Source organism: Humibacillus xanthopallidus (assembly GCF_044793955.1).
Classification (GTDB): Bacteria; Actinomycetota; Actinomycetes; order Actinomycetales; family Dermatophilaceae; genus Humibacillus; species Humibacillus xanthopallidus_C.
In genome coordinates this window covers 1,663,825-1,689,936 of sequence record NZ_CP084995.1, presented here as the reverse complement: position 1 = coordinate 1,689,936, position 26,112 = coordinate 1,663,825, and the positions used below count along the sequence as shown (strand labels likewise).

25 protein-coding genes and 1 pseudogene are annotated in these 26,112 nt (G+C 70.1%); 7 read left to right on the top strand and 19 right to left on the bottom strand.

Features of this window, described 5'->3' with window-relative positions; all coding sequences use genetic code 11:
- Window positions 1–10 precede the first annotated feature (10 nt).
- Window positions 11–1,060: an LD-carboxypeptidase gene (locus tag LG278_RS07550; protein ID WP_404392481.1), complete on the top strand. Its 1,050-nt coding sequence runs from the start codon at window positions 11–13 to the stop codon at window positions 1,058–1,060.
- A 30-nt stretch (window positions 1,061–1,090) separates the two neighbouring features.
- Here LG278_RS07550 and LG278_RS07545 read toward each other — a convergent pair whose 3' ends face one another.
- From LG278_RS07545 to LG278_RS07505, 9 genes and pseudogenes are all read right to left on the bottom strand, one after another.
- Window positions 1,091–2,980 (bottom strand): Na+/H+ antiporter, encoded by a 1,890-nt coding sequence (locus LG278_RS07545; RefSeq protein ID WP_404392479.1) that lies wholly within the window; start codon window positions 2,978–2,980, stop codon window positions 1,091–1,093.
- 103 nt (window positions 2,981–3,083) lie between these two features.
- Window positions 3,084–4,277: a DegT/DnrJ/EryC1/StrS family aminotransferase gene (locus LG278_RS07540; RefSeq protein WP_404392477.1), complete on the bottom strand. Its 1,194-nt coding sequence runs from the start codon at window positions 4,275–4,277 to the stop codon at window positions 3,084–3,086.
- A complete protein-coding gene (locus LG278_RS07535) occupies window positions 4,274–5,311 on the bottom strand; it encodes an SDR family NAD(P)-dependent oxidoreductase (RefSeq protein WP_404392475.1) in 1,038 nt (345 codons plus the stop codon). Before LG278_RS07535 ends, LG278_RS07540 begins: the two co-directional genes overlap by 4 nt.
- A gap of 67 nt (window positions 5,312–5,378) precedes the next feature.
- On the bottom strand, window positions 5,379–6,212 hold the full coding sequence (locus tag LG278_RS07530) for a nucleotidyltransferase family protein (RefSeq protein ID WP_404393569.1): 834 nt from the start codon (window positions 6,210–6,212) through the stop codon (window positions 5,379–5,381).
- Window positions 6,213–6,329: 117 nt separating this feature from the next.
- Window positions 6,330–6,434 (bottom strand): annotated as a pseudogene (locus LG278_RS07525) (hypothetical protein); the annotation flags it as partial.
- 40 nt (window positions 6,435–6,474) lie between these two features.
- Window positions 6,475–7,077, bottom strand: coding sequence for an acetyltransferase (locus LG278_RS07520; protein WP_404392473.1), 603 nt, complete (start codon window positions 7,075–7,077; stop codon window positions 6,475–6,477).
- Window positions 7,074–8,246 (bottom strand): UDP-N-acetylglucosamine 2-epimerase, encoded by a 1,173-nt coding sequence (gene neuC, locus LG278_RS07515; protein WP_404392471.1) that lies wholly within the window; start codon window positions 8,244–8,246, stop codon window positions 7,074–7,076. Before neuC ends, LG278_RS07520 begins: the two co-directional genes overlap by 4 nt.
- Window position 8,247: 1 nt before the next feature.
- On the bottom strand, window positions 8,248–9,675 hold the full coding sequence (locus LG278_RS07510) for a hypothetical protein (RefSeq protein WP_404392469.1): 1,428 nt from the start codon (window positions 9,673–9,675) through the stop codon (window positions 8,248–8,250).
- A gap of 42 nt (window positions 9,676–9,717) precedes the next feature.
- Complete coding sequence (locus LG278_RS07505) at window positions 9,718–11,142, bottom strand: lipopolysaccharide biosynthesis protein (RefSeq protein WP_404392467.1); 1,425 nt, start codon at window positions 11,140–11,142, stop codon at window positions 9,718–9,720.
- Between the two features lie 31 nt (window positions 11,143–11,173).
- Between LG278_RS07505 and LG278_RS07500 the strand changes: the two genes are divergently transcribed.
- Genes LG278_RS07500 through LG278_RS07490 form a run of 3 tightly spaced genes read left to right on the top strand, consistent with a single transcriptional unit; the run spans window position 11,174 to window position 13,730 of the window.
- Entirely contained in the window at window positions 11,174–12,187 is a 1,014-nt protein-coding gene (locus tag LG278_RS07500) for a Gfo/Idh/MocA family protein (protein WP_404392465.1), read from the top strand.
- Window positions 12,184–12,948, top strand: a complete 765-nt coding sequence (locus tag LG278_RS07495; protein ID WP_404392463.1) for a cytidylyltransferase domain-containing protein — start codon at window positions 12,184–12,186, stop codon at window positions 12,946–12,948. The genes LG278_RS07500 and LG278_RS07495 overlap by 4 nt, the downstream gene beginning before the upstream one ends.
- Window positions 12,945–13,730 (top strand): SDR family oxidoreductase, encoded by a 786-nt coding sequence (locus tag LG278_RS07490; RefSeq protein ID WP_404392461.1) that lies wholly within the window; start codon window positions 12,945–12,947, stop codon window positions 13,728–13,730. Before LG278_RS07495 ends, LG278_RS07490 begins: the two co-directional genes overlap by 4 nt.
- Before the next feature lie 62 nt (window positions 13,731–13,792).
- Here LG278_RS07490 and LG278_RS07485 read toward each other — a convergent pair whose 3' ends face one another.
- A complete protein-coding gene (locus LG278_RS07485; RefSeq protein WP_404392459.1) occupies window positions 13,793–14,815 on the bottom strand; it encodes an N-acetylneuraminate synthase family protein in 1,023 nt (340 codons plus the stop codon).
- 189 nt (window positions 14,816–15,004) lie between these two features.
- Here LG278_RS07485 and LG278_RS07480 point away from each other — a divergent pair, with 189 nt between their 5' ends.
- Entirely contained in the window at window positions 15,005–15,292 is a 288-nt protein-coding gene (locus tag LG278_RS07480; protein WP_404392457.1) for an SDR family oxidoreductase, read from the top strand.
- A 177-nt stretch (window positions 15,293–15,469) separates the two neighbouring features.
- On the opposite strand, the gene LG278_RS07475 is transcribed toward LG278_RS07480, so the two are convergent.
- Window positions 15,470–16,489: an LLM class F420-dependent oxidoreductase gene (locus LG278_RS07475; protein WP_404392455.1), complete on the bottom strand. Its 1,020-nt coding sequence runs from the start codon at window positions 16,487–16,489 to the stop codon at window positions 15,470–15,472.
- Window positions 16,490–16,553: 64 nt separating this feature from the next.
- Here LG278_RS07475 and LG278_RS07470 point away from each other — a divergent pair, with 64 nt between their 5' ends.
- Window positions 16,554–17,018 (top strand): CoA-binding protein, encoded by a 465-nt coding sequence (locus LG278_RS07470; protein ID WP_404392453.1) that lies wholly within the window; start codon window positions 16,554–16,556, stop codon window positions 17,016–17,018.
- A gap of 17 nt (window positions 17,019–17,035) precedes the next feature.
- On the opposite strand, the gene purE is transcribed toward LG278_RS07470, so the two are convergent.
- The 8 genes from purE to LG278_RS07430 all read right to left on the bottom strand — a co-directional run bounded on the left by purE (window position 17,036) and on the right by LG278_RS07430 (window position 24,392).
- Window positions 17,036–17,608, bottom strand: coding sequence for a 5-(carboxyamino)imidazole ribonucleotide mutase (purE, locus tag LG278_RS07465; RefSeq protein ID WP_404392451.1), 573 nt, complete (start codon window positions 17,606–17,608; stop codon window positions 17,036–17,038).
- A complete protein-coding gene (locus tag LG278_RS07460) occupies window positions 17,605–18,855 on the bottom strand; it encodes a 5-(carboxyamino)imidazole ribonucleotide synthase (RefSeq protein WP_404392449.1) in 1,251 nt (416 codons plus the stop codon). The genes purE and LG278_RS07460 overlap by 4 nt, the downstream gene beginning before the upstream one ends.
- Before the next feature lie 32 nt (window positions 18,856–18,887).
- Complete coding sequence (locus LG278_RS07455; protein WP_404392447.1) at window positions 18,888–19,538, bottom strand: GtrA family protein; 651 nt, start codon at window positions 19,536–19,538, stop codon at window positions 18,888–18,890.
- Between the two features lie 62 nt (window positions 19,539–19,600).
- Window positions 19,601–20,629, bottom strand: a complete 1,029-nt coding sequence (locus LG278_RS07450; protein WP_404392445.1) for a sensor histidine kinase — start codon at window positions 20,627–20,629, stop codon at window positions 19,601–19,603.
- 2 nt (window positions 20,630–20,631) lie between these two features.
- The gene (locus tag LG278_RS07445) at window positions 20,632–21,309 is read right to left on the bottom strand and encodes a response regulator transcription factor (RefSeq protein ID WP_404392443.1); all 678 of its coding nucleotides are present in this window, start codon (window positions 21,307–21,309) and stop codon (window positions 20,632–20,634) included.
- 115 nt (window positions 21,310–21,424) lie between these two features.
- The gene (locus tag LG278_RS07440) at window positions 21,425–22,228 is read right to left on the bottom strand and encodes an enoyl-CoA hydratase/isomerase family protein (protein WP_404392442.1); all 804 of its coding nucleotides are present in this window, start codon (window positions 22,226–22,228) and stop codon (window positions 21,425–21,427) included.
- 47 nt (window positions 22,229–22,275) lie between these two features.
- On the bottom strand, window positions 22,276–23,394 hold the full coding sequence (locus tag LG278_RS07435) for an adenylate/guanylate cyclase domain-containing protein (RefSeq protein ID WP_404392440.1): 1,119 nt from the start codon (window positions 23,392–23,394) through the stop codon (window positions 22,276–22,278).
- Between the two features lie 44 nt (window positions 23,395–23,438).
- Complete coding sequence (locus LG278_RS07430; protein WP_404392438.1) at window positions 23,439–24,392, bottom strand: biotin--[acetyl-CoA-carboxylase] ligase; 954 nt, start codon at window positions 24,390–24,392, stop codon at window positions 23,439–23,441.
- 23 nt (window positions 24,393–24,415) lie between these two features.
- Between LG278_RS07430 and LG278_RS07425 the strand changes: the two genes are divergently transcribed.
- Complete coding sequence (locus LG278_RS07425; protein ID WP_404392436.1) at window positions 24,416–26,050, top strand: acyl-CoA carboxylase subunit beta; 1,635 nt, start codon at window positions 24,416–24,418, stop codon at window positions 26,048–26,050.
- The last annotated feature ends 62 nt before the right edge of the window (window positions 26,051–26,112 follow it).

The window sequence follows — 26,112 nt, the reverse complement described above, 5'->3', positions numbered from 1 at the left end:
AGTGGCAGTCATGCCGATCCGCTACCCCGCTCCCCTGCGTCCGGGCGACCGCATCGGGGTCACCTCCCCGAGCTCCGGTGTCGCCGACGACCTGTGGCCCCGCTTCACGTATGCCGTGCAGTCCCTGCGCGACAAGGGTTTCGAGGTCGTCGTGGGCGAGTTCAACCACACCTCGCGCCATCGTCCGTCCCACGTCAGCGGGCCACGCGAGGACCGTGCGGCAGAGCTCATGGCGATGCTCCTCGACCCAGCCATCCGTGCGGTCGTGCCGCCGTGGGGCGGCGAGACCGCCATCGACCTGCTCGACCTGCTCGACTTCGACGCGATCTCGGCCGCCGAGCCGACCTGGTGCGTCGGTTTCTCCGACAGCTCGACGTGGCTGACGCCGCTGACCCTGACCACGGGGATCGCGACGATCCACGGACAGAACCTCATGGACACCCCTTACGCCGTGCCGGACGGCATACGTCACTGGCGTGACGTCGCGGCCACCCCACCGGGGGGTGAGATCGTGCAGCGCTCACCCGGCGTCTTCCGCACGACGGGCCACGACGACTACGCGGCCCACCCGACCGTGTCGGACTACGCCCTGGACGGCCGCGGTAGCTGGGTGCGCCTCGACGCGGGCCACGAGGACGAGCCGGTCACGTTCTCGGGCCGTCTCGTCGGCGGCTGCGTCGAGACCGTGAGCTTCCTCGCGGGCGGTCGGTTCGCCGACCTCGACGCCTTCGCCGACGCCCATGCGTCACACGGGTTCGTGCACGTGCTCGACATCGCGGAGTGGGCCGCGACCGACATCTGCCGGGCGCTTCACGCCATGCGGCTGCGGGGCTGGTTCGACCGCTCCAACGGCATCCTCGTCTCACGCACGCGCGCCCCGGGCACGGCCGACTTCTCGCAGCACGACGCCGTGCGCGATGCCCTCGGCATGCTCGGCGTGCCGATCGTCGCCGACGTCGAGTGCGGGCACGTGCCGCCCTACCTCGCGCTCGTGCAGGGCGCCGACACGACCGTCGTGCTGGACCACGACGAGCGGACCATCACGCAGCGACTGACCTGATCGGAGGCGGTCGGTCCGGTCTCAGCACGCTCAGCCGGTGAGCTCGTCGACGTAGCACCAGCGCCACGCCTCGCCGGGCTCGATCGAGCGCATGACCGGGTGCCCGGTCTCGTGGAAGTGGGCGGTCGCGTGCTTCATCTGCGAGGAGTCGCAGCACCCGACGTGTCCACACGTCAGGCAGAGGCGCAGGTGCACCCACGTCGTGCCGTCACGCAGGCACTCCTCGCAGCCCTCAGGCGTGCGGGGCTCGACGGCGACGTCCGCGACCTCACGCAGGTGCTCGCAGGCGGCTTCGATGGTCTCCATGGGCAGCACCTCACTGTCTGCCAGGCGTTCGGCCTGGTCGTCGATCCGTTCGAGCATCGTCTCCTCGAGGTCGAGCGCGCTCAGCACGACGCGCAGCACCTCGTGGTCGGCGCGCCCCTCGTCACGCAGTCGCAGCACCTCGTCGCGCTCGGCCTGCAGCATCGCGAGCCGGCCACGGCGGTAGCGGTCACTGGGGGTTTCGTCGATCCCGGCCCCTCGCGCTCCGAGCCGTTCCCACATCTGGTTGACGCGGTCCTCGGACCGCGACGTGAGCAGAGCCCTCGTGCTGTCGTCAAGGTCGGGCGTCGCGGCCAGCTCCGCGAGGCCGGACCGGCTCGCCGCGGCCAGCACGGTCGCCGCCTGGAGCGCGTCCTCACGCGGGTCGGGACCGCGCACCCCGAGGCGCCGCGCGAGGCCCGGCAGCGTCGTGCCCTGGATGAGCAGGGTGCCCACCGTGACGACCACGGCGATGAGCACGAGCACGTCGCGATAGGGCGTGTCGGTCGGGAGCAGGAGCGCCGCGGCGAGGGTGACGACACCGCGCATGCCCGCCCACGAGAGCACGGCCGTGTGCGTCCACGGTGCCGGTGCCTCGCGGCGCAGCACCCGCGTGGTGAAGAGCCGGAAGGGAAAGACCCAGATGGGGCGCAGCACGAGCACGACGACGAGCGTGCCGAGCGCCGCGAAGGTGATCTGGCCGGCGCTGAGCTCGGAGGCCCGCACCCGGTCGACGACGTAGAAGACCTGCAGGCCGATGAGCAGGAAGACGGCGTTCTCGAGGAGGAACTGGATCGAGCTCCAGTTGATCCGCTCGCTGAGGCGCGACGCGGCCGACTGCGTGCGCGGCGACTTGTGCCCGAGCACGAGGCCGGCGGTGACCACCGCGATGACGCCTGAGGCGTGCAGCTCCTCGGCGGGCACGTAGGCAGCGAAGGGCACCATGAACGACAGCACGGTGTCGAAGGCCGGCTCGGTCGTGAAGTGCTTGCGCAGCACGCTGACGACGACGGCGATGCCCAGGCCCACCGCGACGCCACCGAGGGAGGCCCAGACGAAGTCGCCGACGACCGTGCCGACGGTCACCTCGGTGCCGAAGGCGCTTGTGGCGAGACCCGCCGCGGCCAGGGCCGTGCGCAGCGTGACGAGGGCCGTCGCGTCGTTGACGAGCGACTCACCCTCGAGGATCGAAACGAGCCGCCGCGGCAGGCCGATCTGCCGGCCGATCGAGGTCGCGGCCACCGCGTCGGGCGGGCCGACGACCGCCCCGAGGGCGAACGCGACCCAAAAGTCGATGCCGAGGGCCCACTGGAGGAAGACGGCGACCCCGAGGGCGGTGAAGAGCACGAGCCCCACCGACAGGCTGAGGATGACCGCCCGGTTGTTGCGGAAGTCGACGAGCGACGTGCGGATCGCGGCGGCATAGAGCAGCGGGGGCAGGATGCCGAGCAGCACGATCTCGGGGCTCAGCGCCACCTCCGGCACGAAGGGCAGGTAGGAGCCGATGATGCCGACGAGGATGAGCACGAGCGGTGCCGGCAGGCCGAGCCGGTCGGCGAACCACGACCCGCCCAGCACGGTGGCGGCGATGGCGAGCAGGCCGATGGCGATCTCCACCGGGCCATCCTGCACCAGCCGTCCGCGCTCCGCGCTCCCGGTCCACGCAGACCCTCACCCCGGCGAGTGACGACGCGGCCACTCGACGAGGGGGTGGGCTTCGTCAGGCGAAGAAGGACCGCACGGCCGCGATGACGCGCTCCTGGTCGTCCGCCGTCAGCTCGGTGGCGCACGGGAGCGACACGCCCCGCTCGAAGAGCCCGTCGCCGACGGCTCCCCCGACGACCTGCGACGACGCGAAGGGTGGCTGGGCATGGAGCGGCCGCCAGAGCGCGCGCGCCCCGATGCCGCGGCTGTTGAGGTGGTCGAGCAGGTCGTCACGTCCCCGCCCGTCGGACTCGGGCACGAGCACGGAGTAGAGCCAGTACGTCGCGTCGAGCCCGTCGACCCGCGGCGGCAGGATGAGAGGCAGGTCGCGGAGCGCCTCGTCGTAGCGCGCGGCGATGCGGTGCTTGGCGGCGACGAAGTCGTCCAGCCGCTCGAGCTGAGCGAGCCCGAGGCCCGCGGCGATGTTGGTGAGCCGGTAGTTGTAGCCGACCTCGTCGTGGAGGTAGCCCACGTCGGGCACCTTTGCCTGGGTGGTCAGGTGGCGGGCCCTCGCGGCGAGGGCGTCGTCGTCGGTGACGATCATGCCGCCGCCCCCTGTCGTCGCGATCTTGTTGCCGTTGAAGGAGAAGCACCCGACCGCGCCGACCGTGCCCGTGTGCCGGCCGGCATACCGGCCCGTCGACCAGGTGGCACCGAGCGACTCCGCCGCGTCCTCGAGCACAGGTATGCCGTGTCGCTCGCAGGCGTCGACGAGCGGCTCCATGTCGGCGGGCTGCCCGAGCACGTGCACGACCTCGACGACCCTTGGCATCGGCTCACCTGCAGCGGCGCGACGGTCGAGCTCAGACGCCAGCAGGGCGGGGTCGATGTTCCAGGTGCGGGTCTCGCTGTCGACGAGCACCGGCCGTGCCGAGAGGTAGGCGATCGGGTTGACCGAGCCGACGAAGGTGAAGTCCGAGCAGACGACCTCGTCATCCGCCTGCACGCCGAGCAGGATGAGGCCGATGTGGATCGCGGCCGTGCCGGTCGAGCACGCGATGGCGTGCTTCGACCCGACGTGGTCGGCGAAGCGTCGCTCGAACTCCGAGACGAAGGGTCCGACCGACGAGACGAAGCCGGACTCGACGGCCTCGAGGACGTAGCGCCGCTCGAGCTCGCCGATGTTGGGCACGGCGAGCGGCACGGTGCCCTCGGGCCCACGGGCGCCCGGTGCGTGAGCCTCGCCGGCCGGCGGTGCGGCAGCGCTCATCGGTGGTACCACGCAGCCGTGTCGGGGTCGACCCTCGGCCGCAGCCACTCGGCGGTCGCCGCGAGGCCCTGCTCGAGCGACACGGTCGGCGCCCAGCCGAGCACCTCGTGGGCGAGCGAGGGGTCGGACAGAAGGATCTGCACCTCGGAGCCCTCGGGCCGGATGCGCGCCTCCTCGGTGACGATCTCGGCGTCGCTCGCGGTCACCTTCTTGCACAGGTCGACCACCTCACCGACCGAGACCGTGCGGCCCGTGCCGAGCTGGATCGTCGTGCCCGGGGCGACGTCGCACAGCGCCGCGCGCACGAAGCCGTCGGCCGTGTCGGTGACGAAGGTGAAGTCGCGCTTCGGCGTCACGTCACCGAGCCGGATCTCGGACGCGCCGGCGATCATCTGCGACAGGACCGTCGGGATGACCGCGCGCGTGGACTGCCGCGGACCGAACGTGTTGAACGGCCGCAGCGTCATGACCGGCGTCTCGAAGGAGAGGGCGTAGGACTCGCACATCTTGTCGGCCGAGATCTTCGTCGCCGAGTAGGGCGACTGCCCGCGCAGCGGGTGCGCCTCGGTGATCGGCACCGACTCGGGCGTGCCGTAGACCTCCGAGGTCGAGGTGTTGACCAGGCGCGGAGTGCCGTGCCGGCGCACCGCCTCGAGCACGTTGAGCGTGCCGATGACGTTGGTCTCGACGTAGGAGCGAGGGGCGACGTAGGAGAACGGGATCGCGATGAGGGCCGCGAGGTGCAGCACGACGTCGACGCCCTCCGTCGTCGCCATGACGTGCTCGGGGTCGCGGATGTCGCCGAGCACGACCTCCGCCTGCCCGTCTCGCACGGCCGCCCGGAACGCGTCGGACTCGTCGAGCCAGCCCGCCGAGCCGTTGGAGTTGTAGAGGCAGAAGGCGCGCACGTGGGCGCCGTCGGCGAGGAGTCGCTCGACGACGTGCGAGCCGATGAAGCCGTCGGAGCCCGTCACGAGCACGGTCTTGCCGGCCACCGATCCGTTGATGGGCCGGGCGGTCAGTTCGTCTGTCACAGCTGCCTTCTCGTCGATCATGAGTGATGCCGTATGCCGTCGCGCCGGGTGCCGCGAGCGCGTGAGGTCACGTGTGTCCCTTGGCCCGCGCGAGGTCCGTGGGGGTGCCGACGTCGATCCACTCGGACGTGATCGGCCAGGCCGTGACGACCTCGTCGCGCTCGAGGCAGGTCTCGACGAGGTCGGGCATGCTGCTCGCCTCCCCGGAAGGGAGCCACGCGAGCGCTCTCGGCTCGACGGCATACACGGCGGCGTTGATGTCGAAGCTCAGCGTGGGCTTCTCGGAGACCGCGGTGACCCGGCCGCCCGCGCTCTCGACGACCCCGAAGGGCACTTCGTGCTGGTAGGTCCGCGTCGCCATCGTCAGCGTGGCGCGGGTGCGGCGGTGCGCGTCGAGCAGGTCGTTCGCGTCGAACTCGACCATGAGGTCGCCGTTCATGACGAGCACAGGGTGCGTGAGGTCGGGCCGCTCGGCGCGGAGCAGCGTCAGCGAGCCGGCGGTGCCGAGCGGCAGGGCGGGGTCCTCGCGCAGATAGCGCACGCTGCAGCCGAGCCGCGACCCGTCGCCGAGGTGCTCCTCGATCTGGTCGGCGAGGTAGTTGACGCTGACCCAGATCTCGCGCACGCCGTCGCCGACGAGGCCGAGCACGATCCACTCGATGATCGAGCGGCCCGCGACGGTCATGAGCGGCTTGGGCGTGTCCTTGGTGAGCTCTCCCAGCCGGGTTCCACGCCCCCCGGCCATGATGACGGCGACGTTGGGCAGAGGAGCCGAGCCGACGATCTCTGAGAGAGTGTGCAGCCCGACGAGAACGCCTGCAGCATCGACCTCAGGGACAACCGAGATCCGCACCGCCCGCATGAGGTCGAGGACGAGCGCGCGCGTCGTGCCGGCACTCACGATCTTGGGCTCGCTCGTCGCGTACTCCAGAGCACCGTCTTCGAGGCTGGCACCGCGAAGCAGTGCTCGCCGCGCATCGCCATCCGTGAAGAGCCCAGCCAGACGGCCATCGTCGTGAACGAGGAGACACGCCTCCAGACCCGTACGGTCGATGACAGTCAGGGCCTCGCGCAAGGTGGACGTCACCGAGGCCTTCGCGGTATCGAGTCGGTTGAGAGTCATGCACGCACCGGTGCCACCGTCGGCCGGAAGTGCGACCGGTTCATCGGGCCAACGCCTTGGCCGGCACTCCCGCCACGACGACGCCCGGAGGCACATCCTTGGTGACGACGGCTCCCGCGCCGATGGTTGCGCCATCACCGACTTGGAGCCCCTGCAGAATGGTGGCCCCCGTGCCCACCAGGACGCCGGCGCCGACCCGGACTGATCCCGAGACGTTCACTCCGGGGTTGACGATGGTTCCACGCCCGAGAACGACGTCGTGTCCCACGGTGGAACACAGGTTGAGGAGGACACCGTCCTCGATCACGACATCAGTCGTCACCACACAGCCTGAGGTGACGGTCACGCCGCGCCCCAACAGCGTTCCCTCCCCGACGTCGGCTCGGGGGTGCACGAGGGTAGCGAAGGAGAGTGTCTTGTGGTCGGCGTACGAGTCCAGGAGCTTGACTCGGATACCAGCGTCGCCGATGCCCAGAACGAGGCGGCCGCGCTCACCGAGGATCTCCGCCTCCTCCTCAGCCGTCAGCGCCGCAACGAACTCGAGCGAGTCGCCGTCGACATCCTTGCCAGTGACGCTGAGAAGTTGGAGAGTCTCGCGAGCAAGGCCGCCCTGACCGAGGATCCACGTGCGATGCGAGGTCATGAGGTACGTCCTTTGAGATCAACGAAGGGTTTACGTGCGAGGTCATGCCTGAGCGCGAGATCGATCGCCGCAACGACGCGTGGTGCACTCTGCCCGTCACCATAGATGTTGACGACTTGCCTTGCAGCAGCAGCGAAATCCGGCGTGAGGCAGGTCTTGATGGCCGCCTCGATCGCTTCCTCTGACTCCCCGCAGGTGATGACGTTTGCTCCCGTGGGGCGGCCGCGCTGGCGGTCGCCGACGTTGACCACGGGGGTGCCGAAGGAGGCCGCCTCGACGACGCCGCTGGAACTGTTGCCGACCACCACGTCCACTGCACCCAGCACGGAGAGGTAACCGCGCCCCAACGCCGGGACCTCGATCATTCCATCCTGCCCGGCGGTCACCCGGCGCACTTCTTCGAGCACCGCGTCCCGTCCCTGGTCCATCCCGGGGTGGGTGATGATGGCGCTTCCACACGTCTTGGCAACGGCAGAGAGGACATTGGCCGCGCCGCGGCGGGGATCCAGCCCACCGACGGTCACCGGGTGATACGTGACAAGTGCCAACGGGCGTCGCACGGGCCGGCCCAGCAGCTCGGCCAGATCGGATTCGGTTGCGGCTCGCGTTCCAACCACACGATCAAGGCCCGGCGCACCGGTCACGAACACACGGCTGGCAGGTTCCCCAAGCTGCCGGACCCGGTCGGCGGCATCCTCCGTGCTGACACAGTGAATATCGGCGAGCTTGGTCACCGCATGCCGGACGCGGTCATCGATGGCACCCTCGGTGACTTCGCCGCCGTGCAGGTGGACCAGCGGGACTCCACGAATCACCACGGGAGGCACGACATAGAGCAGCTCCCAACGGTCCCCCAGCACAACGAAGGCGTCCGGCCGGACCTCGTCCAACGCTCGTGAGAGGTCACTCGAGAGCTCAGCTCCCGCTCGGGTCTGACCGGACACCGAGGTCTGAGCCAGATCCCCGCGGAGCCATCGCACCTCCAGGGTGTGCAACCCGAGGTCCGCCAGTGGGTTTCCGTGCTCGGTGGACCCGACGGCGGATGAGGCGACGAGCACCACGCGATGGCATGGCGATTCGGCGAGGAGCGCGATCACCGGCCCCAACGGGGACAGGTCAGCCCTCGTCGCCGCGAAGACAGCCACCGTGGGGATGCTGTTGTCGGTCATCTCAGGCCCCCGACTCTGGGCTCCGTGCCCTCAATCTGTCCGCTGCCTCCGCAAAGGCACCTCCGATGCTACGGATGTTCTCCGGCTCGAGAACCGCCGGCTCGCGTGGCGGATCCAGGACAAGCCCTTTCCACGTGTTGGCGACATAGTGGTCGACGAACCACTCGTCGATACGAGCCGTGGAATCACGGAGCGAGTCCCATCCACGTGACGCGACGAAGGCGGGAAGGTCATCCGGATCGGGGATATGCGCAACGTTGCCGAGGTGGGACCACGGCATCTGGGCCCCTGTCACGGTGGCCAACCCCCGAAGCGAGTTCTCAAGTCCTACAGTGCCCGTGGCGGTGACGGTGAACTCTGCTTTCGCGGCCAGATCGCGCGAATCTGCGAAAGGGTCGACGCAGGCGATGTTGGGGTGCAGGTCGAGCTGTGGCCAGAAGTCAGGGTCTCGTCGCCACATGAAGTGGGCGTGCTCCTTCACAGCGAGCACGATGCCCTTCTCCATCAGTGAATCGGCGAGCACCTTCGCCGTATATGCCTGGTCGCGCCAGAGGCGGCCGTGGACGTCGACGCTAGACTCGGGCTGTACGTGCAACGGCATGAACACGAACCTGTCAGGGATGAGATCCCAACGCCGCGAGCGATACTCGCGAAGGTTGAGACGCGCCTTGACGGGGTTGAGCCACGGCAACCTGGCGTAGTCAGTCGGCCTGGGCAACTGCAGGTTGCTGCCCCGGTCAAGGGCGAACTCTCGTATGCGGTCAGAGGCCAGTCGCCAGATCTCTTGCCTCGACTCGACCCGGAGGTTCTGGGCAAACCCCGTGGGTCGAGCCTGTTGGTCGCGCCACGTCCGGAGGAAGTCTGCACCGGCCTGGCGCGCTTCGGGATCGTCGACCTCGCGCTCGAACAGCGTCACTCCCACAGGGCAGCCAACGAGGCCAAAGCGGTCGGCAGGTAGACGGACCGAGCGGGGCCACACCGCCAACCCCCCGTGGTGCGTGACCAAACCAGCGACCAGCAGCTCAGAGGTGACCGTGAACTCGGTCAGGGCAAGAATCGGTCCCCGCCCTTCGATCGCGGACTCGATCTCCTCGGCGGCAAGGTTCATGAAGTTCATCGCGGTGTCGACCCTGTTGCGTCGCAAGGCGCGTTCGCTCACCAACAGGTCCAAGACGTCGAGCCCCACACCCTCAAGCGCACGCCGCAACGGGGCATGAGGGGTGAGACCTGAGACGGCGTTGGCCCTCTTTGCAGCCGAGTAAGGCAAGCGGACGATCGTTGCTCTGGGCGCGTGCCGCTGAGCCCAAGCGAGGTTCGCGTCCGTCCGAACCACGAGGATCAGGTCCTTGGTGTCGAATCCTGCGTGTACGAGAGCGGGGACGAGGAGATCGTCATAACCCAACCCCATGTGGACCAGCGGGGTGACCACGGAAGAAAACTCCTGACGGCAGGCTGAACGGGCGACGTCATCCTATCCGCGAAGGGACCGCAGAGCTCTCGGCGCCGCGACCGCTGCCACGAGCGCCACCATGGAGGCCAGCCCGAGCCGCACCCATGCGCCTGGTCCTTCAACGGGCAGGAGTCCACCGGCGCAAACACCGAGCCCAAGAGCCAGGACGACCGTCACCCCGACCCCGACCGGCCACCGAAGCGGTGAGTGCCGCGCCGCGAACCAGGTGGTGCCCGCCGCGAGCACCGCGTAGCCGACCACCTTGGCCACTGCGACACCGACAATGCCTAGAAGGGGCGCGGCGACGAGCGACACCGCCACCATGACTGCGAGGGCGGCCAGCGCGGTCCAAGCCAGGCGGCTGGTTCGCTCGGCGTCGAGCACGGCGAGCGACGAACCTTGGTAGACCATGTAGAGCACTCCAACGGATGAAAGCCAGCCGAGGGCGTGCACCATTGCCACTTGGTCGAAGTCGGACTTCGTCATGACGGCGACCAGCCACGGGGAGAGGAGAGCAACGCCTACACCTCCGGCCCCAACGATCGCCGTCAGGATGGCTCCCGTGTCGGCGGTGAACGACCAGCGGCGTTCGATGGGGTGCGAGAACACGAGCGGGCCCCACGCGTTGAAGAGGGCCGTGGAGAGGACGAAGGCGATGTTGCCGAGCTGGAGTGACACCTGGTAGGTGCCCGCCGCGGCGTCACCGAGCAGTAGCGTCGTCAACACGACGTCGCCCATGAGCAGGGCGAGCATCGCCGCCGCCTGCGGAAGCAGTGGGGCACCGAGCCGCAGTCCTTGGCGCACTCGCGTGGGCTCATGCGTCGGAAACAGCGGCTTACCCATGAGGATGGCGAGCAGTGCGACACCTCCGATCACTCCGGCGTAGGCCGTCAGGTAGGCCTCTGCCGTGGGATCGGTGCGTACGGCGAGGAGCCCGCCGAGCTGGGCCAGGACAGTGGATCCCACTGCAAGCACCAGGAAGGCAACGGGCTGCATCCGTGCCCGCATGAGTGTCTGACCGCTGACGACGATACTGAGCGATACGGCAGAAACGACGACGGGAATGCTCGAGCTCAGGCTGCTGAACCCGGCTGACGCAGCGACCGCCAGGCCCAATGCGCCGACGAGCCCGACGACCAGAGCGAGGAGAACCATCGCACCGGCGAGGGCTCGTGCGACGCGCGGGCCCTCGGGCCCACGGTGGTGCTCCCTCAGGATGACCTGAGGGAGCCCGGCCGCGGCGATGGTGCCGACCATCTGGACGATCACCAGTCCCGTCGCCACGCGCCCGAACTCCGCGGCGCCAAGTATCCGGGTGGCGAACGGGATGATCAGCAGCACGCCGAGGCCTTGCAGCGCCGTGCCGCCGACATAGATCAGGGAATGCACCGCGACGGGGCGGCCCGACACCTTGGCCGGGCCGTCGGTTGCGGGGGAATCTGCCACGATGGGCAACCTACTTCACGAAGGAGACGGCGTGACTGCGACCGTTGTGGTGCGCGGCTCGGGCTCGATCGGCCAGCGCCACGCACGCGTGTTCCGCCGGCTCGGGGCTGACGTACACCTGTGGCCGGTGCGTCCGCGTGCGTCGCGCGGAGTCGATGAGGACACGGGCGCGCGCCTCGTCGACGACGCCACTGTCGCCGCCGTACTGACCTCGGCCGACCTCGTCGTCGTCGCCACCGACACCGGCCGCCACGTCGAGGACACTGTCGCACTCCTCGACGCCGGCGTTGCGCGAGTGCTGCTCGAGAAACCCGTCGCACCCACCGTTGCGGATGCCGCTCGACTTGCCGCACACGCCCGGTCCGGCGACGTGTGGGTGGCCGCACCGCTGCGAGCCAACGCCGCGTTCAGGCACCTTCTCTCATGTGTGGCCGAGGTAGGCACCCCGGCTTCGGCGCATGTGTGGTCCCAATCCTGGCTGCCTGACTGGCGACCCGACCGCGACTACCGAGACTCCTACTCCGCCCGGCTGGACGAGGGCGGGGTGCTGCGCGACCTCGTCCACGAACTCGACTACGCAGCCCTGCTGCTCGGCCGGCCGTCGCTCCTCGGGGCGCACCTCGACCGCACAGGACCTCTATCCATCGCAGCCGAGCAGGCGGCCACCATGCTGTGGACGACACCGGACGGTTCGGTCGTGACAGCCCGGCTCGACTACATCACCCGCCCTCAGACTCGGGGGCTGGTGCTGCGCGGGACGAGTGGTGGGCTCGAGTGGCATCTCGGGACGGCCGTCGTCCGGCATATCAGCGCGAGAGGCGACGTCACAGAGCTGGCCTTTCCCGAGGATCTCGACCGTGACGTCGTGATGGGCATACAGGCGCGCGCCGCCCTCGACCTCCACCCGTCTGCGGACGCCGTTGCCGCTCACTCCGCGGGGGCCCCCGCAACGCTTGCCGAGGGCTTGGCGACACTCGAGCTGTGCGATGCTGCGCGGGCACTCAGCGACTCCCGCGCCACGACACCATCTGAGGAGAACCGATGACCCTGCAGCGGATCTTGGCAGTCATCCCCGCGCGCGGCGGCTCGAAAGGACTGCCCGGCAAGAACGTTCGCGAACTGTTCGGCCTGCCGCTCATCGTGCACAGCGTCAGGGCTGCTGCCATGACCCCCGCGGTCACCCGTTGCATCGTCTCAACAGACTCAGAGCACATCGCAAACGTCGCTCGACACAACGGAGCCGACGTGCCGTTCCTTCGACCGACTGAACTTTCGGGGGATCACTCGCCCATGGCACCCGTGGTGCGGCATGCGCTGGAGTATGTCGAGCGAGAGGAGGGGCTGCCCTACGACGCAGTTCTGTTGCTGGACCCGACCAGTCCAGCGCGCGTTCCAGCGCAGCTCGAGGAGGCAGCGAGTCGGCTGGCCGCCCACCCGGAGCTCGACGGGGTCATCAGCGTCTCTGAACCGACCTTCAACCCCCTCTGGGTCGGCGTCCAGCCCACTGGCGACGAGTCTGGCGCTCTTCAACGATTCTTCCCCGATACGCGCGGAGTCACCCGCCGGCAGGATGTCGGTAGGTATCTGCGCATCAATGGCAACTTCTACCTGTGGAGAGCCGACTTCGTCCGACGATTGGATCGATCATGGTTCGACGAGGGGACACACGCAGGCGCCGAGATCCCTGAGTCCCAGGCGTTCTCGATCGACGACGAGTATGAGTTCCGCCTGATCGAGGCGCTGATCGTTGCCGGAATAATCCGACTTCCCTGGATCAACCGGGAGTTACAGGAGGGGGAGGAATGAGTGAGCAACTCTTCGACGTCAGTGGTCGAACGGCATTCGTCACCGGCGGTGCCGGGCCGCTCGGAGCGGTGCTATCGGACGCACTCGCAGCCGCGGGTGCCCGGGTGGTCGTCGTGGACCTCCGTGCAGAGGATTGTGACGCCATCGCCTCTCGACTCCCGGGGAGCGGGCATCTGACCTGCCCCGCTGACCTTCTCGAGCCCGGTGGGCTCGATGGGGTTGTGCAACTCGCCGAGAGTCTCGGCGCATGCGACATCCTCGTGCACAACGCGGCCTTTACGGGCACTTCCGGGGTGCCCGGGTACGCAGTGCCGTTCGAGGAGCAAACGGATGAGGCTTTCACGCTTGCTCTCTCGCTGAACCTGACGGCCCCGTTCTCGCTGACGAGGCGTCTGGCTCCACTGCTGCGCGAGGGCGGTCGCGGCAGCGTCATCAATGTTTCGAGCATCTACGGACTCGTGGGGCCGAACATGGGGCTGTACGAGGGCACAGTCATGGGTAACGCAGCGGCGTACGCAGCGAGCAAGGGTGGGCTGGCACAACTGACCCGATACCTGTCGACCGTGCTGGCCCCAGCGGTCCGTGTCAATGCCTTTGCCCCGGGGGGCATCTCCCGGGGACAGGATCCCGCCTTCGTGGCTCGTTACGAGCGGCTCACGCCGCTCTCCCGCATGGGCACGGAGGATGACTTCCGCGGCGTGGTGACATGGCTTGCCTCTGATGCATCGTCCTTCGTGACCGGGCAGGTCGTCGCCGTCGACGGAGGGTGGACGGCCTGGTAGGCGCCCGGCCCGCGTTCCACGCCTGAGCATCTGCGCTCACCCCTGTGGTCAAGGCGGAGCGCTCAGTCGAGGTCGTCGGCCACGATTGCTGCGCCCGCAGCCAGGCTGCGAGAAGTCCGATGCCCGATGATGTCGAACGAAGGTTCGAGGCCGGCCGCAGGACGCAACGTCACGACGTCGCCAGCCGTCAAGACATGACCCGCCTCGAGAGCGTGGCGCGCGTGCCAGCTGCGTCGCACCAAGGGGCGGTTCTCCATCTCAGACGGGACAGGGACCTTGATGCCGTCGCCCAGCGAGACGTACGCCTGCCGGACAGCCCGAACGTAGTCCGTGAACTCCTCGGCGTCGGCGCTGGCCATGTGATCCGGTCCTTCGCGATGCTTGTCCAGCGTGATGTGCTTTTCGAGTGACGCCGCACCGATCGCAACGGCTGCGACCGCGGAGACATTGCCCACCGTGTGGTCCGACCACCCCACTGCCACGTTGAACTCGTCACGCATCGTCGGGATTGCCCGCAGGTTGGCCTGCTCGGCCGGTGCGGGATAACTCGAGACGCAGTGCAGCAGCATGAGTTGTGGAACCCCCTCCAGCCATCCCACGGCGTCACGAACCTCCTGCATGGTGCCCATTCCGGTGGAGAGGATCACCGCCAGCCCACGCTGTGCGGTCTCGACGAGAAATGGCTTGTTCGTCAGTTCCCCCGAGCCAATCTTGAGAGCCTGGACGTCGAGGGACGTGATCAGATCGAGGCTGGCCGTGTCGACGGTCGTCGACATGAAGTCGAGCCCCCGCTCCCGAGAATGAGCTGCCAGCTCGCCCCACGCGCTGTCGGGTAGGACGTACCGTGCCAACAGCTCCTGCTGAGTCGACACCTGCGCCAGCTCACGCTGGTAGGGCGCAGCCTCGGCGAGACCCGAGACGATGGCCGCAGGGTCGAACGTCTGGAACTTGACCGAGTCGGCACCACAGTCGGCGGCCAGATCGACGAGGCGGTGCGCGTCATCGACGCTACCGTCGTGGTTGACCCCAACTTCAGCGATCACATAGACCCTGTCCGTCGCGTCGCGATTGAAACTGAGAGCCATTCGACGGTCTCCTCATGCGCAGGGGTTCGGGCCTCCCGGTCTCGGGAGCGGAGACGATCCTAGTTGCGGAGCCTGAGGCCGCCGACTCGCGCCCCTGCTGCGCGCCGGCGGCCGCGGCAGCGTCGTCAACGTGTCGAGCATGCACGGCCTGGTCGGGCCCAACATTGGCCTCAACGAGGGGGCACCCGGATGGGCAACCCTGCGGCCTATGCCGCGAGCAAGGGTGGGCTCGCGCAGCTGACCCGCTACCTCTCGACGGTGCTCGCACTCGACGTGCGGGTCAACGCGTTCGCTCCCGGCGGCATCGCCCGCGGCCAGGACGACGCCTTCGTCCAGCGCTACGAGCGGCTCACCCCGCTGGCCCAGATGGGCATCGAGGAGGACTTCCGCGGGGTCGTCACGTGGCTCGCGTCGGACGCCTCGGCCCACGTCACCGGCCAGGTCATCGCCGTCGACGGCGGCTGGACCGCCTGGTAGATCGAAAGAGCGATCCGTCCGCTCCCCCAGAATCGAAAGAGCGATCCGTCCGCTCCCCCACAATCGAAAGAGCGATCCGCGCGCCCTTATGGCGCGGATCGCTCTCTCGATGGGGGTTGCTCTCGCGCGCGGAATCGCTCTTTCGATTGCGTGCGCGGGATCGCTCTCTCGATGCGGTCAGCTCTTGAGCTCGGGGGCGACGGTCTGCTCGAAGAGCTCGATGCCCGACCGGTCGTAGGCGGCCTCGGCGAAGTAGGTGATCGCGTAGGTCATGCCGCGAGCCTCCATGTCCTTGAACATCGAGACGATCTTGTCGGGGGTGCCGACCGCGGGCTGCTTGCGCAGGTCCTCGACCGATGCCGCGGCCTTGTCGTCTGCGACGCCGCCCTTGCGCAGGAGCTCGCCGTAGAACTGCAGGCGGTCCTCGACGTCGGCCTCGGTCTCGCCGATGACGACGTTGTAGTTGGCCGAGCGCACGATCGAGCCGAAGTCGCGGCCGAGGTCGTCGCAGTGGCCGCGGAGCAGCTCGCTCTTGTGGTCGAAGACCTCGGCGGTGCCGTCGAAGTTGGTGTAGTCGGCATACTGCGCCGCGATCTTCAGCGTCACCTTCTCCCCGCCGCCGGCGATCCACATCGGGATGCCGTTGTCGGCGCTGCCCGCCGTCGATGTGCCCTGCAGCGGCTGCGGGTGACAGAGCGCGCCGTCGACCTGGTAGTACTTTCCGTCGAGCGTCGCCGAGCCCGTCGTCCACATGTCGCGGAAGACCTGCACACCCTCGCGCAGGGCGCCGAGGCGGTCGCCGGCCTTGGGAAAGCCGTAGCCGTAGGCCCGCCACTCGTGCTCGTACCAGCCGGCGCCGATGCCCATCTCGGCCCGGCCACCGGAGATGACGTCGATGGTCGCAGCGACCTTGGCGAGGTAGGCGGGGTTGCGGTAGGCCATGCACGTGCACATCTGGCCGAGGCGCACCCGGCTCGTCGCGGCGGCGTATGCGGCCATCAGCGACCACGCCTCGTGAGTCGCCTCGCCCGACGGCTGGGGAACCGTGTGGAAGTGGTCGTAGACCCAGATCGACTCGAAGACGTCACCGTCATCGGCATGCCGTGCGAGGCCCAGCATCACCTCCCACTGCCGAGCCGGCTCGATGCCGACGAGATCCATGCGCCAACCCTGGGGAACGAACACTCCGAATCGCATCTGCCCATCCTGTCACTCGTGGCCCGCCGCCGCCCGGGGGGCCACTCGTGCCACGATGAGCGGCATGAGCCCCCACCACAACGCGCCCGAGGTGGTCCGCGACCTGCTGCACACCCCCGCCACGTGGGCCGTGGTCGGCCTCGGCGACAACCCCGACCGCACGGCATACCACGTGTCCCTCTGGCTCCAGCGCGAGCTCGGCATGCACCTCGTGCCCGTGCACCCCAGCGCAGCGCGGGTGCACGGGGCGGCGGGCTACGCGACGCTGGCCGACATCCCGGACGGCACCGTGGTCAAGGTGGTCGACTGCTTCGTCAACAGCTCGCACGTCGGCGACGTCGTCGACCAGGCGATCGCCGAGCGCGAGCGTCTCGGCATCGAGGCGTTGTGGCTCCAGCTCGGGGTCGTCGACCAGGAAGCCGCAGAGCGGGCCAAGGCCGCCGGGCTGGCGGTCGTCATGGACACCTGCCCCAAGATCGAGTGGCCCCGGGTGCAGCCGGGCGACGGAGCCGACGCCGTCACCGGTTGAGCCGGCTCAGTTTCAGCTCAGTGCAGACCGCGGGCGACCTGCTCGCGCAGCGCCGCACCCTTGGCGTGGGCCTGGTCGCGCAGGTCCGACTGGAAGGTGAGCATCTGCTCGCGCACGTCTGCGGCGAGGTCGTCGCTGCCCGAGCCGATGATGCGTGCCGCCAGCAGGCCGGCGTTGCGCGCCCCGCCGATCGACACGGTGGCCACCGGCACGCCGGCCGGCATCTGCACGATGGACAGCAGCGAGTCCATGCCGTCGAGGTACTTCAGCGGCACGGGCACCCCGATGACGGGCAGCGGTGTCACTGACGCGAGCATGCCCGGCAGGTGCGCCGCTCCCCCGGCCCCGGCGATGACGACGCGCAGGCCACGAGCCGCCGCGCCCTGACCGTAGGCGATCATCTCGTCGGGCATCCGGTGCGCCGAGACGACATCGGCCTCGTAGGCGATCCCGAACTCCTGCAAGGCAACTGCCGCCTCGCGCATGACGGGCCAGTCGCTATCACTGCCCATGACGATGCCGACGACGGGGCCGCCCTCGGGGCTGCTGTCGTGGCTGCCGGCGCTGTCGCTGGAGGCGGTCTCGCTCATTCGGTGATCACTCCTCGGAGGTAGTCGGCCGCGTGCCCGGCACGCTCACGCGCCTCGGCGAGGTCGGAGCCGCTGACGTTGACGTGGCCGATCTTGCGGCCCGGACGCACGCCCTTGCCGTAGACGTGCACCTTGGCGCCGGGGTCGCGCGCCATGATGTGGCGGTAGGCGGGGTAGAGGTGCTCGTAGTCGCCGCCGAGCACGTTGGCCATGACGGTCCACGGTGCTGTCGGCCGCGGGTCGCCGAGCGGCAGGTCGAGCACCGCGCGCAGGTGCTGCTCGAACTGCCCCGTGACGGCGCCGTCCATCGACCAGTGGCCGCTGTTGTGGGGGCGCATCGCCAGCTCGTTGACGACGTATGCCGCCCTGCCGCCGCGCGTGCCCTCCGTTCCCTCCGCGCCCCTAGCCCGCACCTCGAACATCTCGACGGCGAGGACGCCGGTGACCGCGAGCTCGCCAGCGATGCGCAGGGCGGCCTCCGTGACGACCGAGGCGAGGTCGGGGTCGAGTCCGGGTGCCGGGGCGAGCACCTCGGTGCAGATGCCGTCGGTCTGCACCGTCTCGACGACGGGCCAGGCCGCGGCCTGGCCTGAGGGGCTGCGGGCGATGAGCACCGCGAGCTCACGCACGAAGTCGACCTTCTCCTCGAGGAGCAGGCCGCCCTCGACCGGGCCCGGCTCCCCGACCCTCGCCAGCCAGTCGGCGAGCTCGTCGGCGGCCGACACGATGCTCACGCCCTTGCCGTCGTAGCCCCCGCGTGGGGTCTTGGCGACGATGGGCCAGCCGACGCTGTCGCCGAATGCGGTGACCTCGGCCGCCGTCGTGGCCCGGGTCCAGCGGGGGCAGGCGATCCCCAGCCCCTCGAGGCGCTCGCGCATGGCGAGCTTGTCCTGGGCGAAGTGCAGTGCGGCGCGGCTCGGGTGCACGGCGACCCCGTCGTCCTCGAGGGCCTGCAGGATGTCCTGCGGCACGTGCTCGTGGTCGAAGGTGACGACGTCGCACGAGGCGGCGAAGGCTCGCACGGCCTCGAGGTCGGTGTGGTCCCCCACCGGTGAGCTGGGCACGACGAGCGCGGCAGCGGCGCTGTCGCTCTCGGCGAGGATGGAGAGCTGGATGCCGAGCTCGACCGCCGGGCCCTGCATCATCCGGGCGAGCTGCCCGCCGCCGACGACGCCGACCACGGGGAAGCCGCCGGGGGCACGCTGGGGCCGGCTCGATGGGCTCGGATGGCTCGTCGGCTCGCTCACGACGCCCCAGCCTAGTGGCCGACGGCGCCGGCTCAGGCCCCCGGGTCGCGGCGACCGGCCGGCGCCGGCGTGGTGACCCGCGCGTCCGGCGTCATCGACTCGTCGGCGGGCTCGCCGAGCACCTCGTGGACGTGCCGGGGGTCGGCGAGGTCGGGGTGGTGGGTGCGCACCGCGGCGAAGGTCCACAGCTTGTTGAGCACGAAGGACACGGGCGTGACGACCGCGATGACGATGAGCTGGGCCCAGTAGAGGCGCGTGCGCAGCCCGGTCGAGTTGTCGAAGACCTCCTCGGACAGATGCAGCGGCGAGCCCTCGTGCATCAGCAGGGTGAGCAGCACGAGGCCGACGAGCTGGCCGAGCAGACCGACGGCGAAGAACGGGAGGTACTCGCGCCACCACACGGCGCGGTGGCTCGAGCGGAAGGTCCACGATCGGTTGAGCTGGAAGTTCCAGAGGTTGGCCACGACGAAGGCGATCGTCGAGTAGACGTGGTACCACCGCACGTTGAAGTCGGTGAACGGGATGCCGACGATGGCCTCGCGCGCCTCGGGTCCGAGCTTCTTGACGATGATCAGCGTCATCATGTTGACGAGCACGCCGGAGGCGCCCACCAGCCCGAACCGGCCCAGCAGGACCCAGTTGTGGCGGTGGCGCACGAAGAGGAAGTGGTGCAGGCGCCTCACTCGGGCACCCTACCCCGCGTCACTGAGGGCCCTCTCCTGATCGCATGGAGGCCTGCGGGGCGTCAGTCGGTCTCGGCCTCGGAGAGGAAGAGCGCGAACCGGGCCGGCTGCGCCTGCACGAGGTCGAGGCGACCGCCGTTGGACTCGGCGAGGTCGCGCGCCAGGGCAAGGCCCAGGCCCGTGCTGCCGCTGGTCCCGCTGCTCACGGATCGCTCGAAGATGTGCGGCGCCATCGCCGAGGGCACTCCGTCGCCCTGGTCGCTGACCTCCACGACGACCGACGGCCCGGACCGGCGGGCGTGCACGTCGACCGTGCCTCGTCCGTGCACGAGGGAGTTCTCGAGCAGGGTCGAGAGCACCTGCGAGAGGGCGACGGGGGTCGAGCGCACGAAGAGGCCGCGCTCGCCCCTGACCCTCACCGACCGGCGAGCCTGCTCGAAGGCCGGCTGCCACTCGCGCTGCAGCGCGGCGATGACCGAGTCGAGCGACACGGCCGGGGCCGGGCCACCCGACCCACGGGTCCGGCCGAGCAGGTCGTCGACGACCCGGGTGAGCCGCTCGACCTGGGCGATCGCGATGGTGGCCTCCTCCTTGACGACCTCGGGGTCGTCGGTGAGGGAGATCTCCTCGAGGCGCATGAGCAGGGCGGTCAGCGGGGTGCGCAGCTGGTGGGAGGCGTCGGAGGCGAAGTCGCGCTCCGCCGCGAGCGACTTCGTCATGTCGTGGGCCCGACGGGTCATCACCTCCGAGACGGTGTCGATCTCGGCGATGTCGGAGCGCACCGGCACGAGGCGCGCCTCCCCCGCAGCGAGCCGCTTCGCCATGGCGACGAGGTCCTGCGAGGCGCGCTCGACGTGGGCGCGCACCCCGGCCGTCGCCAGGTGCCCCGCGAGCACGGCGAGGGCGCCCCCGGCGAGCACGACCGCGGCGAAGCGGGCCACCCCCGTCGTCGGGTCGGCGGTCAGCCACGTGGTCAGCTCACCCGGCCGCGCCGTCACCGCCCACCAGACGATGCCGGTCGCGATCACCACCGCGACGAGCGCGCTGACGAGCCCGCTGACGAGGGAGGTGCGGGCGAGCAGCCGGCGCACGGTCAGTCGGCCTGCGGCCGTTCGAACCGGAAGCCGACCCCCCGGACGGTCGCGATGTACTGGGGCGATGTGGCGTCGTCGCCGAGCTTTCGGCGCAGCACGGAGATGTGCATGTCGAGGGTCTTCGTCGAGCCGAACCACGCGGTGTCCCAGATCTCGCGCATGAGCTGCTCGCGCGAGACGACCTTGCCCTGCTCGCGCACGAGCACCCGCAGCAGGTCGAACTCCTTGGCGGTCAGCTGCAGCTCGAGACCCTTGAACCACGCACGGCGGCCGTCGGAGTCGATGCGCACGAGCTCACCGGTGACGGGGGCGTCGGAGGGGGTGCGTCGCAGCAGCGCACGCACCCTGGCGAGCAGCTCGGCGAGACGGAAGGGCTTGGTGACGTAGTCGTCGGCTCCGGCATCGAGCCCGACGACGGTGTCGACCTCGTCGGCCCTGGCCGTGAGGATGAGCACCGGGATGGTGCGCCCCTCGGCGCGGATGCGGCGGCACACCTCGAGACCGTCGACCTTGGGTAGGCCGAGGTCGAGCAGCACGAGGTCGGGGTTCTCCTTGGCGCCCTCGAGGGCGGCCGCACCGTCCTCGCGCACGTCGACCTCGTAGCCCTCACGTCGGAGGGCGCGGGCCAGTGGCTCCGAGATGGCGGGGTCGTCCTCCGCCAGGAGCACTCGAGTCATGTCACCGTCCTCAGTACGACGAGACCCCGGAGGCCCCGTCGGGTCGAAGCCTATCCACAACCGGTCGCCGCGCACCTTGCAGCCGACGGAGGCGGACCCGGGCGGGGCGTCCCGGTCAGCGCCCCGGCCACCGGGGGCTGCGCTTCTCCGCGAACGCGGCGACGCCCTCGCGCCGGTCACCCGAGAAGGCGGTCGCCCGCCAGCAGGCGTCCTCGACCTCCAGACCGGTCGCCAGGTCGACGTCGGCGCCCAGCCGCATCGCTCTCTTGGCGTTGCGCAGCCCGACGGGCGAGTGCGCAGCGATCGTCGCGGCGAGCTCGAGGGCGCGCGCCCGGGCCGTGCCGGCCGGCACCACCTCGTCGACCGCCCCGAGCTCGAGGGCAGCCGCGGCGTCGAGCCGGGCAGCCGTGAAGATCAGCCGCGAGGCGCGCGACCACCCGACCCGGCGCACGAGCAGCTGCGTGCCGCCGCCGCCGGGGATGACCCCGACGCTCACCTCGGGCAGGCCGACGAGCGCGCCCTCCCCGGCAACGACGACGTCGCACGACAGCGCGAGCTCGAAGCCGCCCCCCAGCGCGAAGCCGTCGACGGCAGCGATCGCGGGCACCGGGAGCGCCAGCACCCCGCCGTAGGCCGCCCGAGCCACCGGACGCTGCTCCATGAGGTCGGCGTCGGTGAAGCCGGCCCGCTCCTTGAGGTCGGCTCCGACGCAGAAGGCGCGCTCATGGCTCGAGGTGAGCACGACACAGCGCACGGTGTCGTCGTGCGCCACCCGCTCGGTCGCCGCGGTGATGGCCCGCGCCATCTCGGTGGAGACGGCGTTCATCGCTTGGGGTCGGTCGAGCACGATCTCGGCCACGTGCTCGAGACCGGGCACCTCGAAACGGTCGACGCGCACGAGGGCGGGGCTGGGCGGCATACGGGCTCTCCTTGGTCGGCGCCTGCGAGGGCGTGGGATTCGGTGGCTCAGGTGGTGCGACGACCCGCGCTCGACGCGCGGCGCAGCACGGACGGAGTGACGGCGCCGACACCGCGCAGCACGCGGCGGCGCTGGCCGGTGAGCTCGAACCCCGACATGCTCGCGAGCTCGCGAGCCATCGTCGCGTCGACGAGCACGGAGCCCGCCCCGGCGACGGCCGTCAGGCGCGAGGCCCGGTTGACGGTGGTGCCGAAGACGTCGCCGAGGCGCGAGATGATCGGGCCGCGCGCCATGCCGCAGCGCACGTCGGGCAGCACGTCGTCCTCGGTCATCGTGTCGACGAGGTCGAGCGCAATCGCGGCCGCTGGCGCTGCGCCGACGGTCGTGAAAAGCACCTCGTCGCCGACGGTCTTGATGAGGCGCCCCCCGTGCGCGGTGATGACGTCGGCCGAGAGCGCCTCGAAGCGGGAGACGAGCCGGGCGAGGTCTCGCTCGGACAGTCGCCGCACGAGGGCCGTGAAGTTGACGAGGTCCGCGAAGCCGACGGAGCGCTGCTTGGTCAGGCCGAAGGACTCGGGGTCGGCGTCGGCCATCATGCGCGACACCGTGGCCGACAGGTGTCGCCGCCAGGCGTAGACGAGCAGCGGCTCGAGCCGGTCGGTGATGTCCGCGAGGCGACGTGCCGTCTCGGCGGCGGTCGCGACTCCGGGCACCGACCGCGACTCGGGGGCCGCGGGGGCGTTGGTCGAGCCGGCGGCCACCGATGCGTCGAGCTCGTCGGCCGGCACGTCGTGCTCCGCCTCGATCGCCAGGGTCGCCTCGGCCTCGACCGCCTCCGCGATGAGCTGCGACTGCCACCCCGCGAGGCGGTCGGCCGACCGCGCGAAGGCACGCGTCATCGCCAGGGCCGTCGGCTCGTCGAGCAGTCCTTCGCGCACGATGCCCGCGACCGTGGCGAGCGCCTGCCGGTCGGCCTCGGTGAAGAGCTCGTCGTCGGTGTCGATGACCGGGAAGCCGAGGGCGTGCCAGAACTTGCGGGCCGACAGGAGCGACACCTCGGCGCCGCGGCTCACGTCTCGCCGACGGAGCACGCGCGGCTGCCCGAGCAGCTGCTCGGTGATGTCCTGCCCAGCCCGGTCGGCTGGGTCGGAGCCCGGGGCGGTCATGGCCCGATCATGCCAGCCGGCCCACGCCCCGCATCACGGGAAGGTCAGGGCCGGCGCACGTGCATGACGTCGCCCGCGGCGAAGGTGCGCCGGCCGGCTCGCGTGGCCACGACGAGCCCGCCGTCGCGGTCGACGTCGACGGCCTCGCCCTCGATCGCGTCTCCGCCCGGCAGGTGCACGCGCACGTGGGCACCGACGGTGGAGCAGGCAGCCACGTAGGCCGCGCGGGCCGCGTCGTCGACCGCGCCGACAGACCCCTCGGTCGTTGTCGGCCCGTCGGAGACGGGCAGCAGGGCTGCGAGCTCGCGCAGATAGGCGACGACGACGTCCTCCCGCCGCACCCCCGCCCCCGCGAGGGCGAGCGAGGTGGCCGTGTCGACGGGCAGCTCGTCGCGCGTCTGGTCGACGTTGACCCCCGTGCCCACGACGACGACGTATGCCGTGTCGCCGGCGCCCGCGCTCGACGCCGGGTCACGCGCGGGCACCGAGGCACCGGGCGAGCTGGGAGCAGCGGTCGGCACGGCGACGAGCTCGGCGAGGATGCCGCTGACCTTGCGGTCGCCGTCGTCGCCGAGCAGCACGTCGTTGGGCCACTTGAGGCGCGGGTCGAGCTCACGGCCTGCCGCCCGCGTCACGTGGCGCAGGGCCCGCGCGAGGGCGAGCCCGGCGAGCAGCGGCAGCCACCCGGCGACAGCGGGGTCACGGACGGGGATCGCGCACGAGACGGCCACCGACGCGCGGTCGGGCACCTGCCACACCCGCCCGAGGCGCCCCCGGCCACCCGTCTGGTGGTCGGTCAGCACCACCCACCAACGGCCACCGGCGACGGCACCCGGCCCGGCGGCATACGGGCCGGTGGGGGTGGAGGCGCCGGTCACCAGCTCGCGGAGCCGGCTGTTGGTGGAGCCGATCGCAGCATGGAACTCGACGCCACGCCAAGGCTGCCCCGACGTGACCAAGCCCGCACCGACGATCTCCGCGTCCAGCGAATCGCGCACGTCGCCAAGACTAGAGTGCGGCCATGGCACCCGATCAGGCACTCGCCGACGCCGCCCAGACGGCCGATCGCACCGGTCCCGACCTCACGACCACGGCGGGCAAGCTCGCCGATCTCAAGCGGCGCGTGGCCGAGGTGGCCAACGCCGGTTCGGAGCGGGCCGTCGACAAGCAGCACGCGCGCGGCAAGAAGACCGCCCGTGAGCGCATCGAGATGCTGCTCGACGAGGGCACCTTCATCGAGATGGACAAGTACGCCCGGCACCGCAGCAACCAGTTCGGCCAGGAGGCCAACCGGCCCTACGGCGACGGCGTCGTCACCGGCTACGGCATGATCGACGGGCGTCAGGTGGCGATCTTCGCGCAGGACTTCACCGTCTTCGGCGGCTCGCTCGGCGAGGTCTTCGGCGAGAAGATCGTCAAGGTCATGGACTTCGCGATGAAGATCGGCTGCCCCGTCATCGGGCTCAACGACTCCGGCGGCGCGCGCATCCAGGAGGGCGTCGTCTCGCTCGGCCTCTACGGCGAGATCTTCCGGCGCAACGTGCACGCCTCGGGCGTCATCCCCCAGATCTCGCTCATCATGGGTCCCTGCGCCGGCGGCGCCGTCTACTCGCCCGCGATCACCGACTTCACAGTGATGGTCGACCAGACCTCGCACATGTTCATCACCGGCCCCGACGTCATCAAGACCGTCACCGGTGAGGACGTCGGCTTCGAGGAGCTCGGCGGCGCCCAGACGCACAACACCCGCTCCGGCGTCGCCCACTACATGGGCACCGACGAGCAGGACGCCATCGACTACGTCAAGGCGCTGCTCTCCTACCTGCCGAGCAACAACCTCGAGACGCCCCCGGCCTACGGTGACGGCGAGGCCGACCTGTCCGTCACCGACGACGACCGGTGGCTCGACACGGCGATCCCCGACTCGCCCAACGTGCCCTACGACATGAAGCACGTCATCGAGCACATTGTTGACGACGGCGAGTTCCTCGAGGTGCAGCCGCTCTTCGCGCCCAACATCATCACCGGCTTCGCCCGCGTCGACGGCATGTCGGTCGGCGTCGTGGCGAACCAGCCGCTGCAGTTCGCCGGGTGCCTCGACATCGACGCCTCCGAGAAGGCAGCGCGCTTCGTGCGCACCTGCGACTGCTTCAACGTGCCGGTGCTGACCTTCGTCGACGTGCCCGGCTTCCTGCCCGGCACCTCGCAGGAGTGGGACGGCATCATCCGCCGCGGGGCCAAGCTCATCTACGCCTACGCCGAGGCCACCGTCCCCAAGATCACCGTCATCACGCGCAAGGCCTACGGCGGCGCCTACGACGTCATGGGCTCCAAGCACCTCGGCGCCGACATCAACCTCGCGTGGCCGACCGGGCAGATCGCGGTCATGGGCGCGCAGGGCGCGGTCAACATCCTCTACCGCAAGGAGCTCGCCGCCACGGCCGCCGAGGGCGGCGACGTGGACGCGCACCGCAGCGAGCTCGTCCACCACTACGAGGAGATGCTCGCCAACCCTTACATCGCGGCCGAGCGAGGCTACATCGACACCGTCATCTCGCCGTCCAACACTCGGATGAACGTCACGCGGGCCCTGCGCGCCCTGCGCAACAAGCGCGAGACGCTGCCCCCCAAGAAGCACGGGAACATCCCGTTGTGACGGTCGAGCCGCGACGAAGGAGCTTGGTTTGACCGAGAACAAGAACCGCGCGAGCGAAGCGA

What these genes read in the sequence shown, in the direction of transcription:
- LG278_RS07550 (WP_404392481.1), top strand. Translation starts at nt 11, where the DNA reads ATGCCGATCCGCTACCCCGCTCCCCTGCGTCCGGGCGACCGCATCGGG.
- LG278_RS07540 (WP_404392477.1), bottom strand. Translation starts at nt 4,277, where the DNA reads ATGAGCGCTGCCGCACCGCCGGCCGGCGAGGCTCACGCACCGGGCGCC.
- LG278_RS07520 (WP_404392473.1), bottom strand. Translation starts at nt 7,077, where the DNA reads ATGACCTCGCATCGCACGTGGATCCTCGGTCAGGGCGGCCTTGCTCGC.
- neuC (WP_404392471.1), bottom strand. Translation starts at nt 8,246, where the DNA reads ATGACCGACAACAGCATCCCCACGGTGGCTGTCTTCGCGGCGACGAGG.
- LG278_RS07495 (WP_404392463.1), top strand. Translation starts at nt 12,184, where the DNA reads ATGACCCTGCAGCGGATCTTGGCAGTCATCCCCGCGCGCGGCGGCTCG.
- LG278_RS07490 (WP_404392461.1), top strand. Translation starts at nt 12,945, where the DNA reads ATGAGTGAGCAACTCTTCGACGTCAGTGGTCGAACGGCATTCGTCACC.
- LG278_RS07485 (WP_404392459.1), bottom strand. Translation starts at nt 14,815, where the DNA reads ATGGCTCTCAGTTTCAATCGCGACGCGACGGACAGGGTCTATGTGATC.
- LG278_RS07480 (WP_404392457.1), top strand. Translation starts at nt 15,005, where the DNA reads ATGGGCAACCCTGCGGCCTATGCCGCGAGCAAGGGTGGGCTCGCGCAG.
- LG278_RS07475 (WP_404392455.1), bottom strand. Translation starts at nt 16,489, where the DNA reads ATGCGATTCGGAGTGTTCGTTCCCCAGGGTTGGCGCATGGATCTCGTC.
- LG278_RS07470 (WP_404392453.1), top strand. Translation starts at nt 16,554, where the DNA reads ATGAGCCCCCACCACAACGCGCCCGAGGTGGTCCGCGACCTGCTGCAC.
- purE (WP_404392451.1), bottom strand. Translation starts at nt 17,608, where the DNA reads ATGAGCGAGACCGCCTCCAGCGACAGCGCCGGCAGCCACGACAGCAGC.
- LG278_RS07445 (WP_404392443.1), bottom strand. Translation starts at nt 21,309, where the DNA reads ATGACTCGAGTGCTCCTGGCGGAGGACGACCCCGCCATCTCGGAGCCA.
- LG278_RS07440 (WP_404392442.1), bottom strand. Translation starts at nt 22,228, where the DNA reads ATGCCGCCCAGCCCCGCCCTCGTGCGCGTCGACCGTTTCGAGGTGCCC.
- LG278_RS07435 (WP_404392440.1), bottom strand. Translation starts at nt 23,394, where the DNA reads ATGACCGCCCCGGGCTCCGACCCAGCCGACCGGGCTGGGCAGGACATC.
- LG278_RS07425 (WP_404392436.1), top strand. Translation starts at nt 24,416, where the DNA reads ATGGCACCCGATCAGGCACTCGCCGACGCCGCCCAGACGGCCGATCGC.